The organism is uncultured Thalassolituus sp. (assembly GCF_950066645.1).
In the GTDB taxonomy this organism is placed as follows: Bacteria; Pseudomonadota; Gammaproteobacteria; order Pseudomonadales; family Oceanobacteraceae; genus Thalassolituus.
The window spans coordinates 255,524-273,139 of record NZ_CATMFB010000001.1 but is presented as its reverse complement, the minus strand read 5'-3'; the positions used below and the strand labels follow the sequence as shown (position 1 = coordinate 273,139).

Sequence of the window (17,616 nt, the reverse complement as noted above, 5' to 3'; positions counted from 1 at the left end):
GGCTCCTGAATCGGTACTATTTCCCCTGGACTCATTAATTATCGTTTAACTCAGCAAATTGTTTTGCGTAGTACGTCAGAATTCCATCCGCGCCTGCGCGTTTAATGCACATCAGCGACTCAAGCATGACGGCATTGTCATCCAACCAGCCATTGGCAGCCGCCGCTTTGTGCATCGCGTATTCGCCACTGACCTGATAAACAAAGGTCGGGGCTTTAAATTCTTCTTTCACCCTGCGCACGATATCCAGATACGGCATACCTGGCTTAACCATCACCATATCTGCGCCCTCAGACAGATCCAGTGCCACTTCGTGCAGGGCTTCGTCGGTATTCGCCGGGTCCATCTGATAAGTCTTTTTATCCGCCTTGCCCAGATTCGCCGCTGAGCCCACCGCGTCACGGAAAGGACCGTAGTAAGCCGATGCATACTTGGCGGAGTACGCCATGATGCGGGTATTCACGAACCCGTCTTCTTCCAGTGCCGCACGGACTTCACCGATACGGCCATCCATCATGTCAGACGGAGCCACGATATCGGCCCCAGCTTCAGCATGAGACAACGCCTGCTGCACCAGCGTATCGACGGTGCGGTCATTGAGAACGTAACCGTTTTTATCAATGATGCCGTCCTGACCGTGTGTCGTGAACGGATCCAGCGCCACATCAGTGATCACGCCCATATCAGGCACCGCATCCTTAATCGCCCGGACCGCGCGCTGCGCCAGACCATTCGGATTAAATGCTTCTTCCGCCAGTTCGGATTTAGCATCCGCAGGCGTGACCGGAAACAGCGCCATCGCTGGTACACCCAGCTTATAAAGGTGCTTGGCTTCTGCTACCAGCAGATCCACCGACAGACGCTCGATGCCAGGCATTGACGCAATGGCTTCGCGCTCCTGATGGCCTTCAAGCACAAATACCGGGTAAATCAGGCTGTCGACGGTCAACTGAGTCTCGCGCATCAGACGACGTGAAAAATCATCGCGACGCATGCGGCGCAGGCGGGTTTCCGGAAAGAAACGTTGAGCATCATTAAAAGCCATGACGGTATTCTCCTGAGGTGGCGGGTAATTCGGACAGGCGTGATTGTAGCCTGAATACCGCGCCGGCTCTGCATGGATTTGTCCGTGCGGCGCAGTATGTGACCTTAATGTGAAAATTTTATGACAGACATCATGCCCGCCCACCTGATCGTGTGACAGACACAAAAAAGCCGCTCGTCGGAGCGGCTTTCGAATCGGTCGTCAGACCACCATAAGCTCGGTGCCTATGGCCTCTTTGAGTTTCTTCATCGCGTTCTTTTCAAGCTGGCGGATACGCTCAGCGGAAACGTTATAGACCGCGGCCAACTCGTGCAGAGTGGCTTTCTCTTCCGTCAGCCAACGCTGCTGAAGAATGGTGCGGCTACGCTCATCAAGATCACTCAATGCCTGATGCAGACGATCATTTGAGTCCTGCTCGAAGTTGTCGCGTTCAACGACGCGGGCAGGGTCATAGCTATGGTCTTCGAGATAATGGGCAGGTGCCTGCCACGCGGTATCATCATCTTCATCCGCACCCGCATCAAACGCGGCATCATGCGCATTGAGACGACCTTCCATCTCGAACACAGTTTTGGTTTCTACGCCCAGATCTTCAGCGATTGACTCGGCTTCGGCCTGAGTCAGCCAACCCAGTTTTTTCTTCTGGCTACGCAGATTAAAGAACAGCTTACGTTGTGCTTTCGTGGTAGCCACTTTCACAATGCGCCAGTTCTTCAGGATAAATTCGTGGATCTCAGCTTTGATCCAGTGCACCGCGAAGGACACCAGACGAACGCCAACCTGAGGATCAAAGCGCTTAACGGCTTTCATCAGGCCTACGTTGCCTTCCTGAATCAGGTCGCCCTGGTTGAGTCCGTAACCGGAATAACTGCGGGCAATATGTACGACAAAGCGCATGTGGGACAGAACCAGCTGACGGGCTGCTTCCAGGTCCTCATGGTAATGAAAGCGCTCGGCCAGCTCTTTCTCTTCGTCTGGCGAGAGCATAGGAATCGCATTAACCGTAGTAATGTAGGCGTCCAGGTTGGCACCTGGCGACATGGCATAAACGGCTTGCAAACCAGTGTTCATCTCACACTCCTGTTGGATATGCCCGTATACGGGCGTTTTGTGCGCGAATCAGTGTAGCACCGACTCAATGAGACCGCCAATGACCGCATTTGTTCCGGCCGGGCGTACCTCTCAATCTCAGAATATCAGTATCCATGGGCCCCGAGTGTATAAAAACGTCGGGATTCACTGATCCACGTCAGGGCTCAATCTGGTGCAGATGACGGAACACAGACCACCAGGCACCCACCCAGCCAAGCAACATGGCGCCACCTAACAAGACCAGCGCCGCGCCCGCTGACAGTGGCTGAAGTTCGTATTCTGAACCATACAACTGGGCCAGCTGCTCCACCGGTCCGCTGACCAGCAACCAGCCAATCACCAGCAGTATCCAGGACATCAGCCCACCGACCATACCGAACCAGAGTCCCATATAAAGGAAAGGACGACGCACCCAGGCGTTGGTGCCGCCCACCAGCTTAGTCACCCGGATCTCATCAACCCTGTTAGCGATCGACAGGCGGATGGTGTTACCCACCACCAGCACAATGGCGAGAGCGAGCAGACTGCCCAACACCCAGATAATGCGTTCACTGAGCGCCAGCAGCGCATGCAGGCGATCCAGCCAGGCGGTGTCCAGATCGACCAGATCAACCAGTGATTCTTTTTCGAGGCGGGTTCCCAGTGCCAGAACATCGTCCCGGCCCGCCGTCAGAGACGGCTCAACCACGATGACGCCCGGCAGCGGATTCTCAGGCAGCAGATCGAGTGCGTCACCCAGCCCACTGCCTGCACGGAATTCTTTCAGTGCCTGATCAGCACTGATATAGATAACGCCTGCAACATGATCAAACCCTTTAATGCGCTCTGATAACGCCTGACCGGCACGATCCGCTGTAGCGGGCTTGAGATAGACACTGATACTGCCTGACGCCTGGAACCGGCTGCTCAGCTGCGCGAGGTTATCCAGCGTCATCCACATCGCCCCCGGAAGAGTGAGTGCGATAGCGATCACCAGCCAGGTCATGATGCTGCCAAACGGACGCGACAGAAGGCGCATCAGGGTTTCAACCGCCACCAGCTGGTGCTGCTGTCCCCATGCACGAAGGCGGTCCTGAATACCGATGGTGCGGGCGGATGCGCCCGGAGATCCCTTAGAGGCCATATTCCACCCGCTCATAGAGTGAACCGTGATCGAGAATCAGGCGGCGATGCCCCATGCGTTCAATCAGGGAAATATCGTGCGTCGCAATCAGTACGGTGACTCCTACCTGCTGAAAACGCAGAAAGAGATTCATGATTTCTTCGGAGAGTTCGGGGTCCAGGTTACCGGTCGGTTCATCGGCCAGTAGCAGCTTAGGTTTGTTGACCACCGCACGGGCAATACCGACCCGCTGCTGCTCCCCACCGGACAACTCGATCGGATTTCGACCTTCATAGCCAAGCAACCCTACCGAATCGAGTGCAGCGCGCACCCGGCGTGCGGTTTCCGCGGGCTGAAATCCCGAAACCAGAAGCGGCAAGGCCACGTTATCAAACACAGTACGGTCGAAAAGCAGCTGGTGATTCTGAAATACGGTACCAATGCGGCGGCGCAGATACGGCACCTGCGACGAACGCATACGGCCAAGATCCTGACCATCGACGTAGACCGTGCCACGGCTGGGACGCTCCATCAGAGTCATCAGTTTCAGCAGGGTACTTTTACCTGCACCACTGTGCCCTGTCAGAAAGGCAAACTCACCTTTCGCCAGTTCAAAGCTGATATTACTCAGCGCGTCTTTACCACCGGCGTAGCGTTTACCAACACCCTCGAAGCGCACCATGCTCATGAGAGACTCCGTCAGCTGTCCTTCTCGTCGTGGCGGAACAGGGCACGGGTGAAATCATCCGCGTTGAATGGACGCAGATCATCAATCCCTTCCCCGACACCGATGTAGCGTACTGGCAGCCCAAACTGCTTCGCCAGTGCGAAAATAATACCGCCCTTCGCAGTACCGTCGAGCTTAGTCAGGGTCAGACCCGTAACGCCCACCGACTGCAGGAACTGCTTGGTCTGGTTAACGGCATTCTGGCCGGTGCCCGCATCGAGAACCAGCATGACTTCATGCGGCGCTGTGTCATCAATTTTTTTCATGACCCGGACAACCTTTTCCAGTTCCTGCATCAGGTTGTCTTTGGTATGCAGACGCCCGGCGGTATCTGCAATCAGAATATCGGTTTTGCGCGACGTCGCCGCCTGGACAGCATCAAACAGAACCGACGCCGAGTCGGCCCCGGTATGCTGCGCAACGACCGGCACATTATTCCGCTCGCCCCAGACCTGAAGCTGCTCCACCGCAGCGGCACGGAAGGTATCCCCCGCCGCCAGCATGACGCTCTTTCCGCGGTTCTGAAACTGCTTGGCCAGCTTACCAATGGTGGTGGTTTTACCAACGCCATTGATACCAACCATCAGAATCACATAAGGCTTTTTGGTGCTGTCGATCACCAGAGGTTTCTGCGAAACGGCCAGCATGTCCTGAAGCTCTTCAATCAGGGCCTCGTAAAGCGCTTCTGAATCTTTCAGCTCTTTGCGCGATACCCGTTTGGTCAGACGGCCAATGATTTCTGTGGTCGCCTCGACGCCCACATCTGCCATGATCAGCTGGGTTTCCAGCTCTTCCATCAGGTCGTCATCGATCTCTTTTTTGCCCAGCAACAGACTGGAGAGACCATCGGTAAAGTTGGAGCGGGTTTTACTTAAACCAGCGCGCATACGACCGAAGAAACCTTTCTTCTCTTCGACCGGGCGCTGCGCAACCGGAACCATCACATCATTGGCTGACGCGGTGTCCTCTGCTGCAGGCTCTTCAACCTCAGGCTCTTCTGCGGCAGCGGCATCAACAACGGCTTCTTCCGCAGACTCCTCAATCTGTGCTGCAGCCTGCTGCAGTACAGCTTCGGTTTCAGACACCACCTCATCGGCCACCGTGTCAGTCACCAATGCACTGACCGGCTCGACCGGCCCGGGAGTGGCAACCGGCGCTTCAGCGGTTTCGGGAAGGGGTTCGGCAGCAACACCGGTGTCGGTCTGTTGCTCTTCAGCGACCTCAGATACAGCGTCGGGTGCTGGGCTTTCAGGCTTGTTTTTCTTACGCTTAAAGAAATCAAACATGGGGATTCTCAGTGTCCATCACGGTCAGGATAGGCAGGAGCAAGCCTGCCAGTCTAAACTTGGGCGGGTATCGTATCATTAAATCCCCCACAGGTTCTGTATTTCACAGGGAGTAAAACGCCAATGCTCAATGGCCTCAGTCGCCGTTCTCTGAATGTCATCATCATTGGCTCGATGCTGCTGATTGTCTGGATCAACCTGCGCAATAGCGGTGAAGACGCCACCCTCGAACCCCTGACACTGGCGCCGTTACCGGCGCAGCAATGGCAACTCTGGGACAGCTCAGAGGGTGTTCCTCTGCGCTGGCAGACCCTGCGCAGCGACACCCTCACCATCGCGATCAGCGGCGCCGAAGGCTATCGCTTACATCTGAGCATTCCGGCAGAAAACTGGGCCTCTGCACTAAAAGACGCCGCACCGTCCCTGCCCGCCGCCCGCGCAGCGGGTATCGCATTGCAGGGGCCACTCAGCGACGAAGATATGCGCAGCTCTGCTGCCTGGCTGATCCATCACCTGCAACTGAAAGCGCCACTCAGCCGGGCCGGACAACAATGTCAGCTCAGTTATCCGGCGGGGGCTTACTGGTTCAACGATCAGACAAATGCCAGCTGGGGCACTCCGGCGCCGGTGAACGGCGCCGCGCTGCCTGATAACGCACAGTGGGCAGGCTTCCGCGAAGCGGCGACGCGCTCGCTGCGCAAAGACTGGCTGTCACCGACGCGCAGCATCGACATTCAGAGTGAACTTGCCTACCATCGCTGGCCCGAAAATTACCTCCAGGCCCTGTATCAGGATCTTGGCTCGGCTCAGCCTGACTCTGCTGCACTCTACGCAGCCTGCATTCATTCAGTTACCGGACGGATAGCACATTGAGCAAACAGTCACATCACCAGCTGCGCATTATCGGTGGCGAGTGGCGCTCCCGGCGCCTGCGTTTTCCTGCCATTGATGGCCTGCGCCCGACGCTCGACCGCGTCAGGGAGACTCTCTTCAACTGGCTGCAGCACGATATTGAAGGTGCCCGCGTGCTCGACGCTTTTGCTGGAAGCGGCGCCCTCGGGTTCGAGGCACTGTCACGCGGTGCCAGAGAAGTTATTTTTCTGGAGAAGAATCCCAAGGCGGCCATACAGTTAAAAGAAAATCTGCAGACGCTTGGGGCAGGCAATGCGCAGGTCTGGGCAGGCGATGCTCTGGTCTGGTTAGATCAGAACCCGGAGCCTTACGATCTGGTATTTCTTGATCCGCCCTTTGGCAAAGAGCTTCTGCAACCGGCTCTCGACCGGCTGACGCTGTTACCCGGCGCACTGGTGTACGTGGAACACGAAAGCAATCTGACCCCAGTATTTCCTGCCCACTGGGATGAATATCGCTGCAAAAGCACAAAAGAGTTCTGCTTCCGCCTGTTTACGGTGGGTGAAGCCGCTACGGAAGCGTCAGAGTAACGCAGGCTCCGCCTTCCGGGCGGTTGCTGAGTTCCATCGATGCTGCCCGGCCAGGGCGAGAATGGTGCTTAATAATCAGCTTATTGAAGTACAGCCCCATTCCCGAGCGGCTGTCATCTGAGAATTCGCCGCTGAGCTGTGCTTCGCTGAAGCCCGGCCCGTTGTCTTCCACCCGGATAATCAGATCCGCTCCCGACTCTTCAGCACTCAGATAGATTTCACTGGCGCCCGCCTGAGCACTGTTATTGATCAGGTTCGTCAGAGCCATCTGCAACAGGAAGTCGTTATAAAACCCCTGACAGTCGGCATCTATGTTGTTCATGATACGAACGTCCGGATAGTGCACGGCGACGCACTCAGACGCATGGTTGGCGGTATCCGCTGGCCAGGCATCATCCGACGAAAAATTGCCCCGCTGCGTCAGGCGGTAAAGTGTCACCAGCTGCATCGCATCCTGATGGACCCGGCGCGTTCGGCTCAGGAATGGCCGTATCTGATCGTGATATTCCGCAGGCACGGCATCCAGCATCCGCTCCCCTTCTCCGACGACCGACTGCAGCTGGTTTTTCAGGTCATGAATAATGGCTCCGGCCAACGCTTCAAAGTTCATCTGATCTCCTGGCTGCCTGTTAAAGTCCGGCACTGCGACGCAAACGTTCGCAGGTGGTTTTCAATCGGTCATAACGGTCGTAACGCTCATCCAGACGTCCGATACTGCCGATCCGGCGCAGCAGCCGGTAGCAGTCTTTCAGCTGTGGAACGTCCAGCTCGTTACGTTCGATGTAACTGACCTTCGCCTGAATAGAATTCAGCAGGACACTGATGCCCGCCTCGTCATAGCGCGTTGCCTGATCAAAGGCTGCAATCGCCTCCTCCAGCCGCCCGGCTTCGTAGTGCTTAACACCCTCAGCGTTCAGCTCGGCAGAGCGTTCGCGCATGTTCATATCGTTCATCTGGTCATCAAGGGCATCCAGACGTGCCAGCAGATCCCCCGCAAGGCCGGTGGTTCTGAGCACGTCGATCATGTCACGGGCTTTTTCATGCTGGCCGGTATCCACGTAGGTCTCGGTCATAATCACCCGCTGCTCGCCGGTGGGTTCCTTGATGCGCGCCAGGGTGCTTTCAGCCTTGTCGGCCGACGTGCGTGCCTTAGAATCGTCTTTTACCAGCTTGTGCGTGTGGCTCTCAGCAATGTTGGCCTGGAAAATAACCGACAGCTGACCCACGTACTCCTGACGCATTTCATCAATAGCGCGCAGGGCTTTCGAGCAGAGCAAGCGGTTTTCTTTGGAGTTTTCACCATCTAACGAAGACTGCGCGACCTGAACAAATTTCAGATAGGTGTCAGAGGATTTATAGCAGGAGTAACGTCCCAGACGAACCGCCTGCTCAAACGCGATTCGCGCAGTGTCGATATCGTCGTTTTCGAGTGCAAGCCTGCCCAGTTCCATCTGTCTGAGTACAGCTCTGGGAGAAATTTTAACGGCAGACTGCAAGTGCTGTTGTGCCTCTTCTGGCTGACCTTTGTCCATCATGATGCGCGCCAGCCAGTCGTAACACTGCACATACATGGGATGATCCCGTAACGTGGCTTCGATCAGCTCTTTCGCTCGGTCAGGCTCACCCTTGTGATACAGACATACCGCCTGCCCCAGTCTGGCCCATGACGCCGGACGACTCTCCAGAACGCGCTCATAGGCAGCCAGCGCATCGTCAAAACGCTCCTGACGCAGACACAGTTTGCCAATCAGTCGGGAAATAGGCAGAAGCAGCCTTGGCTGGTTAGCAAGCACTTGCTGCGACAACTCAATCGCCCAGTCTGTTTCACCAAGATCGATGGCCTGATTCACAGGATGCAGAATGTCTTTGATCTGCCAGAGGCGGCCCAGACGCTCGCGCAGAATGCTGAGCGTAAACGGCTTAGTGATATAAGCATCCGGATCGTATTCCAGCGCCCCCATCACCCGGTCGACGGCATTCTCGCCCGTGACCATCACAAAAGACGACGCTGCCTTCAGGCGGTTGGTGTAGCGGGCTTCTTCGAGAATCTGTTGCCCGTCTTTGCCTTTTCCGAGGTTATAGTCGGAAAAGATCACGTCATAGTCGTGTTCCATAATGAAGCCCATGGCTTCACGTCCGTCGGTCGCACTGTCCACCTGATCGGCACCCAGCATGGTTAACATGCTTTTCAGTGCACTTCTGGCCTCCACCAGATCGTCGACAATCAGTATCCGTTTTCCCTGGAGGTGTGATTCGCTGTTCATACCGGGCCCCATGCCAAAGGTCTTTTGAGTGTAGCAGAGGTTCTGACAAGCTCCCGGACTGGCGCATCTTGCGTCGCTGAGTTCTTCACGTACACTTCGGTCTTCGCTTTATGGGGTGACTGCGTGAAAAATCTGGTTGGCTATCTGATGATCGGTCTGATTAAGACCCTTGGGTACATTTCTCTCGCTGACGCACAGCGCCTTGGTCGCATCGTAGGCCGGCTGATGTGGATGCGCAGAACCCGCTCCCGCGAGGTCGCACGGGTAAATCTCGATCTCTGTTATCCACAACTGAGCGATGCCGAGCGCACTCAGCTTCTGCGCGACACCCTCTTTCAGAACGGAATGACCGGCGCCGAGATGGGGCCGATGTGGGGATACGAACCGGACAAAATTTCCGGCATGATCCGCCAGGTTCACAACGAAGCTCTGTTCGACCGCCTGCTGGCAGAAGACAAAGGCCTGCTGCTGATGGTGCCCCATCTCGGTAACTGGGAGATCATCAGCACCTATGCCGCCCGCAAATGCAGCATTACCGCCATGTACCGCCCGGCCAAAATCCGCAGCTTCAGCGACTGGATGGTCCGCCGCCGGGAAGCCGTCGGGGCGAAGATGGTACCGACGACAGGTGGTGGGGTGAAACGCCTGTTTACCGGCCTGATGGATAAAGAAGTGATCGGTTTTCTGCCTGATCAGGAGCCCAGAAAAAAGAACGGGATTTTTGCCCCGTTTATGGGTATTCCGACCCTGACTCCCGTGCTGCCACACCAGATGATTCAGAAGACAGGTTGCAACGTGATTTTCGCGTTCAGCGAGCGTCTTCCCGATGCAGAGGGATTCGATATTCACTTCGTGGCCGCCGAAGAGGGTCAGTACAGCACCGACCCACTGGAAGCCGCAACGGCCATGAACCGCGCCATCGAAACCTGCGTCAGCCAGTGTCCGGCGCAGTATCAATGGACCTATAAGCGCTTCAAACGACGCCCGGATGGCGCCCGCAATCCTTATCGTGCTGCCGGGGTGCCATAACGACGCCGGATAACGTCATCGACGCTGGTAAAGCGGCCGCCGCCGGTAAATATCAGCGACAGCAGCATGATCGCGTAGGTGGCAGCGAACTCGATGCCATTGTTGAGGATGACGACAGACCCTCGTCCGGTCAGCCACTCGTAATGACCATGCTCCTGCAGAATGGCGCGTACCCGCTCCAGCCTCTCTGAGGCCTCCATCACCCGCTCGTTAGCCAACCAGCTACTGCTGTCGGCGATCGCCAGCCAGCCGTTTTCCCAGTGAACCGTCAACATAGCGACCAGCATGGTAAACAGCAGTGGAATACTGAGCCAGCGCACGGCAATGCCCGGAATCAGCAGCAGGCCGCCGATCAGTTCGGTCCCTGCGGCGAGCGTGACCATCAGCTCAGGGAAAGGTAATCCAAGACCCCACTCGGCATTTCCGAACCAGGCCACCGTGCTGTCGAATGACTGAAACTTGGTCCATCCTGCCTGCATCATAATGGGGGCGAGATACAGACGGATCAGCAGGGGCGCCAGCCCATCGGCAAGTTGCAGACGCTCCGTCGTGCTGGTCATCAGTTGGCTGAGTCTGGAGATCATGTGGGCTTCCTTATGTCAGAGTGTGCAGATAAGTCGCGCCAGAACGCGGGTTCTTACAACCTGACACCGCATTCTGTGAATTACTTACCCTGAGTGTCGTCGTGATCTTCAGAGCGACGGATAAGATCGCGCAGTGAGCTGACCTGGCGTCCGAACTCACGACAGCCCTGGCACATCGCCAGATGCATTGTCAGCCCAGCCCGCTCCGTGAGCTTCAACGGACGTTCCTGTGCCTCAGAAAGAAGCTTGCTCGCCTGTTCACAACTCAACATCATTGCGCCTCCGCGTTAAACCAGGATGAACTCAGACAGGCCCGCAGGCGCAGACGCGCACGGTGCAGCAACACATGCAGGTTCGCCGGTTTAATTTCCAGCGCATCGCAGATTTCGTGCGTATCCAGCTCGACAAACTCACGCATCATAAATACCCGCGCCTGCTCGCCCGGCAAGACCTCCAGACAGGCATCGAACACCCGCCAGAAATGCTCGTCAGTGACCAGCTGATCGGTATTGCCCCACGCTCTGGGCGCGCTGCCCGTCTGCCAGTGTCCGGCACTGTCAAAATATGAGTCGTCATCGGTGCTGCAATCCTTACACTCCTGCTGAACCGGCTCGCGGTAGCGGCCACGCAGTACATCCGCGATTTTGTAACGCAGAATAGAGAACACCCAGGTTTTCAGCGTCGCTTTACGCGAGAAAGACGAAGAGTTTTTCAGCGCCCCCGCCAGCGCTTCCTGAACGGCATCTTCTGCCAGGTGGGCATCGTTGAGTTGCAGACGGGCAAACGCCAGCATTTCCTGACGAAGTTTTTCGATATCAGTATCGGCGAGAGGATTAACAGGTTCAGCAGACATGTCCGTAGTCCGGAAAACGATATTTCCGGACTATAACAGACACACAGAGGCTTAACGCAACAGCAGGAGGGGAATCGGAGTGTGGGCCACCATGTCACGGGTGTGAGAACCCAGGAAGAAACTGCGCATACGCGAGTGACCGTAGGCCCCCATCACAATCAGATCAATCTTATGCTGGGCCTGATAACGCATCAGCGTTGTACGGACATCTGTCCCCTCCAGATGCTCCTCATGCACACGGAAGCCAGCCTCACGCAGACGGTCACCGGCGCTGTGCAGCTTCACGCGCTGAGGACTGTCAGCGTTCACCATAATCAGATGACACTGCAGGCCCTTCAGTAACGGGCTTTTCGGATACACATCCATAATCCGCTCAGCCGCTTCACTGCCGTCGTAAGCGATCATAAAGCTCTTTGGTTCAGGGAAGGTGCCCGGCGTCACCAGTACAGGGCAGGAAACAGAACGGAGTACGGTCTCGAAGTTAGTGCCGACACTCGCAACCTCAGGGTCGTTGTGGTCTTCACCCTGGCGGCCCATGACCAGCACACTGGTGGCTTCCTGTACTTCAAGAACCGCATCTGGCAGACGACCATGACGCTGAACCGTCGATACGTCGACCGCTCCGCGACCTTCAACCAGCTCTTTCGCGGCTTCGAGCATCAGGCTGCCATGCTGCAGAGCCAGTTTACTGCGCTGTTCGTCCAGCTCGGTCAGCTGCTGCAACAGGTGCTCGCGGCTCCCCAACCCGATACTGCCTGACATATTGGTATCCGGAGATTCCGGTTTTTCCAGCACGTGCATCAACGCCAGAGGCATCTGTAACCGCGCGCTGAGCCAGGCGGAAGCATGGCAAACGGCTTCCGCGCCGTGAGATCCGTCAATACAGGCAGTAATCTGTTTCATAGGGTTCCTTATTATCAGTGTCCGGAGAGCAGCTTCTCGACTTCCTCCGGCTTATCGTGGACGCCAAACCGGTCAACGATGGTTGAGGTCGCGTCGTTCATACCAATCAGTTCCACTTCCGCACCTTCGCGACGGAAGCGGATCACCACTTTATCGAGCGCCGATACAGAAGTGATATCCCAGAAGTGCGCCTGAGTCAGATCGATCGTCACTTTCGACACTGCCTCACGGAAATCAAACGATTTCCCGAACGCATCCGAGGATGCAAAAAATACCTGACCTACCACGCGATAGACGCGCTCGCCTTTGTTCGGCGAATCGGTCTTAACCACCATGAAGCGGCCGATTTTGTTCGCAAAAAAGAGCGCTGCCAGCAGCACACCCACCAATACCCCAAGGGCTAAGTTATGGGTAGCAACAACCACAGAAACCGTGGCGAGCATCACAATATTGGTCGACAGTGGATGCTTCTTCAGGTTCACCACAGATTCCCATGAGAAGGTACCAATCGACACCATAATCATCACAGCGACCAGCGCAGCCATCGGGATCTGCCCGATCCAGTCATCGAGGAACACCACCATGATGAGCAGAAAGAAGCCCGCGATAAAGGTCGATAACCGGCCACGGCCACCCGACTTCACGTTAATGATCGACTGACCGATCATGGCACAGCCTGCCATACCGCCCAGCAGAGAGGAACCGATATTGGCAATGCCCTGGCCCTTACACTCGCGGTTTTTATCACTTTCCGTGTCCGTCAGTTCATCGACGATGGTCGACGTCATCATGGATTCCAGCAGACCCACGGCCGCCAGTGCTACCGAATAGGGCAGAATAATCCACAGTGTTTCCAGCGTCAGCGGAACGTCCGGCCAGAGGAACACAGGCAGCGTATCCGGCAGTTCACCCATGTCAGCCACCGTACGCACGTCAATGCCCCAGATCATAGCCACCGCCGTGATCGTCAGAATGCACACCAGCGGTGACGGCAGCCAGCTACCCACCTTAGGCACATACGGGAACAGATAGATAATCCCCAGGCCCGCCGCGGTCATGGCATACACATGCCAGGTCACATTCGTCAGCTCTGGCAGCTGCGCCATAAAAATCAGAATCGCCAGCGCATTCACGAAGCCGGTCACCACCGACCTCGAAACAAACCGCATCAGGTCTCCGAGTTTAAGATAACCAGCCACAATCTGAATGACACCGGTCAACAAAGACGCCGCCAGCAGATATTCCAGGCCATGCTCTTTGACCAGCGTCACCATAAGGAGAGACATCGCCCCGGTCGCCGCCGAGATCATGCCCGGACGACCGCCCACGAAGGCAATAATGACGGCAATACAGAAGGAGGCGTACAGGCCGACCTTAGGGTCGACACCGGCAATAATAGAAAAGGCGATTGCTTCCGGAATCAGCGCCAGCGCCACGACGGTACCAGCCAGCAGATCTCCACGGATATTGGAGAACCACTCCCGTTGAATTTTCTTCAGCATACAGAACTCACTTGAGAGACATCATCACCCGGAATGTCCGGACGGAAAGAGCGGCATTGTACAGGGGTGACAAGAGGGGGCAACCGCAGCACCCGGCTGCGGCCCTGAAGGTCAGGTTTGGAACATCGGCCAGCGCGCCGGTCAGTGACCGTAGATACGCATGCTGTGGTTGGTCAGATTCATATTGTCGATTTTGACAGAACCAATAGACTGGCCGCCAATATCGATGCCGCCCACCGTGATATCCGCATCCATATTCACGATATCGAGTGCCAGCGCACCTCCGCCATCACGACGCGTACCGTTGTAGATGTTCGCTTCAATTTCCGCGTTCGCAGACAGCAGGTTCGGGTTAGTATCGTAATCCGGGCCAGTCATGCGCAGATCGCGGATACCGATCCCGAAGGCCGGCATCTCGAAATCAAGATCATCAATACCGATACGCAACTCCAGATTCAGGCGATCCTGCCCCAGCTCATCGTCATAGCCGACTTTGGCCCAGAGCTGAGTGAAAATCCCCTCGAGAGAGAAGTTATCGACCAGGGTGAACTGACGCTCGCCCTCAGCGTTCAGGATATCCCAGGCACCTGTGGTTACGCTGAAATCGACAGGGGCGGCATAATTCAACGGATAAAAGCGTATCGACATCTCGCCGTCAGCGGCGACATCAATATCGATCTTAAGATCATCAATCTTGTCGGAGATGTTCTGAATAAAGGGGTTGCCGCCATTGGCTGCCATATAGCCCTCGACGAACAGATCATCGCGACCTGCACCGCCCAGCTTAAACTCATTCACCGACAGCGAACCTTCATCGGTGTAGGTGATATTGCCAATATCAAGCTGCCCTTCAAACTCGACGGTGATGCCCGCCTGACCTGACACAGAACTGAGGGTAGATTCATCAAGAGAGCGCAACTCAGCCAGAGTGGCTGCTGGCAGACACAGTGCCAGAACTGCGACGGAAGGTCTTATTATCATTATTGCCATCCCTGCGGTAATCGACTGAAGCGGCCAGTACTGCATCCTGCTGGCGTGTATAACTACTCCACCAAGCTAGCCAGCAAGATCAGGGATTTCCAGCAAAGAGGACAATATGGCCCAATAAGATAATCAGGAGTTTCAGAATGGCCTGCGGAGTTCAAAAAACAAGCGAGATACCAGACTCGTGTCTGGCGAATACATTCGCTCAGACCGGATACCGTTCAAGTAGCACCGTGGTAGTTCGAGTTTGCTATTTGCTGAGCGCTCGCCGGCTCTCGTTTATGGCCGGCGGTTGGGCTCTCTTAATAGCTCTTTAACCATGCCGTTAAACTGATAACTACCAACACTGCCCTCTACGAAGTGTTCTGCTGCCTCGACCAGCATACGCAAGTTAATGATGCCACCAACACGCCGCTCCAGATCAGCTCTTAGCCGCTGATCATGACCAGGAAGAAAATCGCCACCCGCGGTAGTTCCACCACAGTTACATGCACATTCCATAGATAATTCCTCTTTTTTTTACTGACCCTCAGGGCCCCGCTTTTCTTGTGGCCACAACGAATTCAGCGGATTGTTATGAGTTCTTGATCCCATAGCATTTCTCAACTTCTTCATTCGTTAGCACCATCGGATATGCCCCGTTCGGATCTTCCCAGTATGCACGGCACTTATTGCATTGATAGAGGCTCGCCTGCCTTTCACTATTGCGGTCTACTAATAGCTTCAGTATTTTCTCTCGATTTTCCAAGAACGGATGGGTCCAATACTTTCGGCAAAAATCGCAACCAGTTTCAGAAAACATTATCTGCATGCCCAAAACTCATAACGCCCACGTTCAGGTGCGTTTGAGGCGATGGCCGCTTTTGCGACAGAATAAATGGGCAGCGGGTCAAACGTCGCCTGCAACGTGTTGTTAGGTGCGCCTGCGACTAAGCCCGCCTTCAAGTTCGGGATAACCACAGAGACGAATTTGTGCCGGAGTGACACCACACTGGAGCAATGCTTGAGCATGATTAACTCCTTCCTCAGACTTGAAAGAACAAACAGTCCAGCTCGCCGTTGGCGCCTTCTCGGCGACTTGTTTGAAGTATGGCAGGTCAACTTTATTGAGGGAATGACCAACCACAATGATCTTATCCACGTGCTCTAAAGCATCGAAAAAAGCCTTATGATTTTTCAGAATTGCTTCAACAGGCTTTTGCAAAGCATAGAAGGGATACCTAGCTGCTCCCTCGGCATCCGAAAATGGCGTGCGCGTGCTCTCACCGTACTCGTCAAATTCAGGTTCTTCTTCGATTGTCTCGGCGTGGCCAAAGATCAGCTCTTCATACGTGTCGGCCTTCCCGTGGATATGCAAAACCTGTCCATCTGGAACGGCGTATACGATTTCGAGGGTGGAGGTGTAGTTGAAAGTAAGGAATTTAGCGTTCTCGGCAAACACCAACTTCCTTTCAGCTAGTGAGACGTCAATCTCCGACACCCACTCTTGAAAGCATTCCCTAATCCTTTCGACATGTTGGTTGGTTTGTTCGGCCAAGTCGTCTTCTAAGCAGTAAATGAAGCTAGGCCTGAAACTCCCTGAAGACACATCGATGTGGTTGTGATCATCATAAAAAGCTTTCCAATCAAACTTACCAAGCGTGTTCTCGAAATCACACCAGGGGCCTTGAACAGAAAAATCGGATGAGTAGTAACTCTCGAATTCACTCAACGCTTCTTCTGCAAACGCATTGAACTCGCCATAGCTAGTGGGCAACCCGTGCCATAGATCGAACCCGTTGCCTACTATGTATAACGTTGTCATCCGACCACCGTGATCTGCTACCACTTTCGTGGACACTTCAGGCACACGCCCTTGAATAATTTTCAGGGCTTTCACACCCGATTCCAGATTGAAGTCTCTCACGGTTATAATACTCGATAAACTCCACCACTCTTGCACCAGCTTCTATATCACTTTCAAACTTCTGCTGATGAACCAGCTCAGTTTTGGGAGTATGAAAGAAGGATTCAACGATTGCATTATCCAATGGCGTCGCCTTCCGGCTCATACTTCGTCGCATATTCGCAGACTCAACTAAATCACGATATTCATGAGCTGCATATTCAATTCCTGGTCCGAATGAAAGATACATCCAACAGATGGTCTTTCACGTGATAGGGCCATTCTCAAAGCGCTTTTCGTAAGCTCACTGTTCCGCTTACGACTGAATGACCAGCCTACCACTCGCCGACTAAAGAGATCGACAACGATAGCGTGATTGAGCCATCCTGAGCCTATACGTATATAGGTGAAGTCCCCGGCCCATTGTTGCCCCTCAGACGTTGCGCGATCATCCTCTGCCAGTAGGTTACCAGTTGAGCTATAGAACTCATGCCGTCCCGGATTCCAAGTATAAAGCCCTTTACTGGAGGCCTCTACACCCACTTCTTTCATTAGTCGTGTCACTCTACGGACACTACAATCAAAGCCATTACGACGTAATTGCTGGTGTATCCGACGGGCTCCGTAAGCTCTTCTGAAGCCTTGATGCAGCTCTACAATGGCTTCTTTCAGCTCACCATCGTATCGCTGCCGTTCGCTATCACCTCGGGAACACCAGGCGTAGAATCCGCTTCTCGAAACGCCAAGCAGCTTACACAACTGCCGTACGTCACGTCCCTTACGGTTCTTCTCAAAAAGCTCGTATAAATCTATTTTTTTCGCTGGAAGAACCGTTCGGCCTTTTTTAGAAGTTCGATCTCGTCATTACGATTCTCGAGTTCGCGTTCGAGCTTCTTGATGCGCCTTTCCGCCGCAGCC

20 protein-coding genes are annotated in these 17,616 nt (G+C 54.9%); 3 read left to right on the top strand and 17 right to left on the bottom strand.

Features of this window, described 5'->3' with window-relative positions; genetic code table 11:
- Window positions 1-34 precede the first annotated feature (34 nt).
- The 5 genes from hemB to ftsY all read right to left on the bottom strand — a co-directional run bounded on the left by hemB (window position 35) and on the right by ftsY (window position 5,252).
- Window positions 35-1,045, bottom strand: a complete 1,011-nt coding sequence (gene hemB / locus Q1L85_RS01230; RefSeq protein ID WP_300427928.1) for a porphobilinogen synthase — start codon at window positions 1,043-1,045, stop codon at window positions 35-37.
- Between the two features lie 201 nt (window positions 1,046-1,246).
- Complete coding sequence (gene rpoH / locus Q1L85_RS01225; RefSeq protein ID WP_300427927.1) at window positions 1,247-2,116, bottom strand: RNA polymerase sigma factor RpoH; 870 nt, start codon at window positions 2,114-2,116, stop codon at window positions 1,247-1,249.
- A gap of 178 nt (window positions 2,117-2,294) precedes the next feature.
- Window positions 2,295-3,275: a permease-like cell division protein FtsX gene (gene ftsX, locus Q1L85_RS01220; protein ID WP_300427926.1), complete on the bottom strand. Its 981-nt coding sequence runs from the start codon at window positions 3,273-3,275 to the stop codon at window positions 2,295-2,297.
- Complete coding sequence (gene ftsE / locus Q1L85_RS01215; protein ID WP_300427925.1) at window positions 3,250-3,927, bottom strand: cell division ATP-binding protein FtsE; 678 nt, start codon at window positions 3,925-3,927, stop codon at window positions 3,250-3,252. Before ftsE ends, ftsX begins: the two co-directional genes overlap by 26 nt.
- Before the next feature lie 11 nt (window positions 3,928-3,938).
- Window positions 3,939-5,252, bottom strand: a complete 1,314-nt coding sequence (gene ftsY / locus Q1L85_RS01210) for a signal recognition particle-docking protein FtsY (protein WP_300427924.1) — start codon at window positions 5,250-5,252, stop codon at window positions 3,939-3,941.
- A gap of 123 nt (window positions 5,253-5,375) precedes the next feature.
- On the opposite strand from ftsY, the gene Q1L85_RS01205 reads away from it, so the two are divergent.
- On the top strand, window positions 5,376-6,125 hold the full coding sequence (locus Q1L85_RS01205; protein WP_300427922.1) for a hypothetical protein: 750 nt from the start codon (window positions 5,376-5,378) through the stop codon (window positions 6,123-6,125).
- Window positions 6,122-6,694, top strand: a complete 573-nt coding sequence (rsmD, locus tag Q1L85_RS01200) for a 16S rRNA (guanine(966)-N(2))-methyltransferase RsmD (protein ID WP_300427921.1) — start codon at window positions 6,122-6,124, stop codon at window positions 6,692-6,694. The genes Q1L85_RS01205 and rsmD overlap by 4 nt, the downstream gene beginning before the upstream one ends.
- Here the strand turns inward: rsmD and Q1L85_RS01195 are convergent.
- A complete protein-coding gene (locus Q1L85_RS01195; protein ID WP_300427920.1) occupies window positions 6,675-7,304 on the bottom strand; it encodes a HAMP domain-containing sensor histidine kinase in 630 nt (209 codons plus the stop codon). The genes rsmD and Q1L85_RS01195 overlap by 20 nt on opposite strands.
- Window positions 7,305-7,323: 19 nt before the next feature.
- A complete protein-coding gene (locus Q1L85_RS01190) occupies window positions 7,324-8,958 on the bottom strand; it encodes a tetratricopeptide repeat-containing response regulator (RefSeq protein ID WP_300427918.1) in 1,635 nt (544 codons plus the stop codon).
- Window positions 8,959-9,081: 123 nt separating this feature from the next.
- Here Q1L85_RS01190 and Q1L85_RS01185 point away from each other — a divergent pair, with 123 nt between their 5' ends.
- Entirely contained in the window at window positions 9,082-9,987 is a 906-nt protein-coding gene (locus Q1L85_RS01185; protein WP_300427916.1) for a lysophospholipid acyltransferase family protein, read from the top strand.
- Here the strand turns inward: Q1L85_RS01185 and Q1L85_RS01180 are convergent.
- The 10 genes from Q1L85_RS01180 to Q1L85_RS16715 form a co-directional block, all read right to left on the bottom strand.
- Window positions 9,963-10,571, bottom strand: a complete 609-nt coding sequence (locus Q1L85_RS01180) for a DoxX family protein (RefSeq protein WP_300427914.1) — start codon at window positions 10,569-10,571, stop codon at window positions 9,963-9,965. The genes Q1L85_RS01185 and Q1L85_RS01180 overlap by 25 nt on opposite strands.
- An 80-nt stretch (window positions 10,572-10,651) precedes the next feature.
- On the bottom strand, window positions 10,652-10,846 hold the full coding sequence (locus Q1L85_RS01175) for a zf-HC2 domain-containing protein (RefSeq protein ID WP_300427913.1): 195 nt from the start codon (window positions 10,844-10,846) through the stop codon (window positions 10,652-10,654).
- Entirely contained in the window at window positions 10,843-11,424 is a 582-nt protein-coding gene (locus tag Q1L85_RS01170) for a sigma-70 family RNA polymerase sigma factor (RefSeq protein WP_300427912.1), read from the bottom strand. Before Q1L85_RS01170 ends, Q1L85_RS01175 begins: the two co-directional genes overlap by 4 nt.
- A 51-nt stretch (window positions 11,425-11,475) precedes the next feature.
- Window positions 11,476-12,327: a universal stress protein gene (locus tag Q1L85_RS01165; RefSeq protein ID WP_300427910.1), complete on the bottom strand. Its 852-nt coding sequence runs from the start codon at window positions 12,325-12,327 to the stop codon at window positions 11,476-11,478.
- A gap of 14 nt (window positions 12,328-12,341) precedes the next feature.
- Window positions 12,342-13,829 (bottom strand): SulP family inorganic anion transporter, encoded by a 1,488-nt coding sequence (locus tag Q1L85_RS01160; RefSeq protein WP_300432051.1) that lies wholly within the window; start codon window positions 13,827-13,829, stop codon window positions 12,342-12,344.
- 141 nt (window positions 13,830-13,970) lie between these two features.
- The gene (locus Q1L85_RS01155; RefSeq protein ID WP_300432049.1) at window positions 13,971-14,810 is read right to left on the bottom strand and encodes a DUF6160 family protein; all 840 of its coding nucleotides are present in this window, start codon (window positions 14,808-14,810) and stop codon (window positions 13,971-13,973) included.
- A 282-nt stretch (window positions 14,811-15,092) separates the two neighbouring features.
- The gene (locus tag Q1L85_RS01150) at window positions 15,093-15,314 is read right to left on the bottom strand and encodes a hypothetical protein (protein WP_300432047.1); all 222 of its coding nucleotides are present in this window, start codon (window positions 15,312-15,314) and stop codon (window positions 15,093-15,095) included.
- A gap of 412 nt (window positions 15,315-15,726) precedes the next feature.
- Window positions 15,727-16,692: a bacteriophage abortive infection AbiH family protein gene (locus tag Q1L85_RS01145; RefSeq protein WP_300432045.1), complete on the bottom strand. Its 966-nt coding sequence runs from the start codon at window positions 16,690-16,692 to the stop codon at window positions 15,727-15,729.
- Window positions 16,655-16,864, bottom strand: a complete 210-nt coding sequence (locus Q1L85_RS16720; protein WP_373914360.1) for an IS3 family transposase — start codon at window positions 16,862-16,864, stop codon at window positions 16,655-16,657. Before Q1L85_RS16720 ends, Q1L85_RS01145 begins: the two co-directional genes overlap by 38 nt.
- A 26-nt stretch (window positions 16,865-16,890) precedes the next feature.
- The gene (locus Q1L85_RS16715; RefSeq protein ID WP_373914358.1) at window positions 16,891-17,511 is read right to left on the bottom strand and encodes an IS3 family transposase; all 621 of its coding nucleotides are present in this window, start codon (window positions 17,509-17,511) and stop codon (window positions 16,891-16,893) included.
- Between the last annotated feature and the right edge of the window lie 105 nt (window positions 17,512-17,616).

Coding starts and splice junctions, on each gene's coding strand:
- hemB (WP_300427928.1), bottom strand. CDS start 1,045: ATGGCTTTTAATGATGCTCAACGTTTCTTTCCGGAAACCCGCCTGCGC.
- rpoH (WP_300427927.1), bottom strand. CDS start 2,116: ATGAACACTGGTTTGCAAGCCGTTTATGCCATGTCGCCAGGTGCCAAC.
- ftsX (WP_300427926.1), bottom strand. CDS start 3,275: ATGAGCGGGTGGAATATGGCCTCTAAGGGATCTCCGGGCGCATCCGCC.
- ftsE (WP_300427925.1), bottom strand. CDS start 3,927: ATGAGCATGGTGCGCTTCGAGGGTGTTGGTAAACGCTACGCCGGTGGT.
- ftsY (WP_300427924.1), bottom strand. CDS start 5,252: ATGTTTGATTTCTTTAAGCGTAAGAAAAACAAGCCTGAAAGCCCAGCA.
- Q1L85_RS01205 (WP_300427922.1), top strand. CDS start 5,376: ATGCTCAATGGCCTCAGTCGCCGTTCTCTGAATGTCATCATCATTGGC.
- Q1L85_RS01195 (WP_300427920.1), bottom strand. CDS start 7,304: ATGAACTTTGAAGCGTTGGCCGGAGCCATTATTCATGACCTGAAAAAC.
- Q1L85_RS01190 (WP_300427918.1), bottom strand. CDS start 8,958: ATGAACAGCGAATCACACCTCCAGGGAAAACGGATACTGATTGTCGAC.
- Q1L85_RS01180 (WP_300427914.1), bottom strand. CDS start 10,571: ATGATCTCCAGACTCAGCCAACTGATGACCAGCACGACGGAGCGTCTG.
- Q1L85_RS01175 (WP_300427913.1), bottom strand. CDS start 10,846: ATGATGTTGAGTTGTGAACAGGCGAGCAAGCTTCTTTCTGAGGCACAG.
- Q1L85_RS01170 (WP_300427912.1), bottom strand. CDS start 11,424: ATGTCTGCTGAACCTGTTAATCCTCTCGCCGATACTGATATCGAAAAA.
- Q1L85_RS01165 (WP_300427910.1), bottom strand. CDS start 12,327: ATGAAACAGATTACTGCCTGTATTGACGGATCTCACGGCGCGGAAGCC.
- Q1L85_RS01160 (WP_300432051.1), bottom strand. CDS start 13,829: ATGCTGAAGAAAATTCAACGGGAGTGGTTCTCCAATATCCGTGGAGAT.
- Q1L85_RS01155 (WP_300432049.1), bottom strand. CDS start 14,810: ATGATAATAAGACCTTCCGTCGCAGTTCTGGCACTGTGTCTGCCAGCA.
- Q1L85_RS01150 (WP_300432047.1), bottom strand. CDS start 15,314: ATGGAATGTGCATGTAACTGTGGTGGAACTACCGCGGGTGGCGATTTT.
- Q1L85_RS16720 (WP_373914360.1), bottom strand. CDS start 16,864: ATGAGCCGGAAGGCGACGCCATTGGATAATGCAATCGTTGAATCCTTC.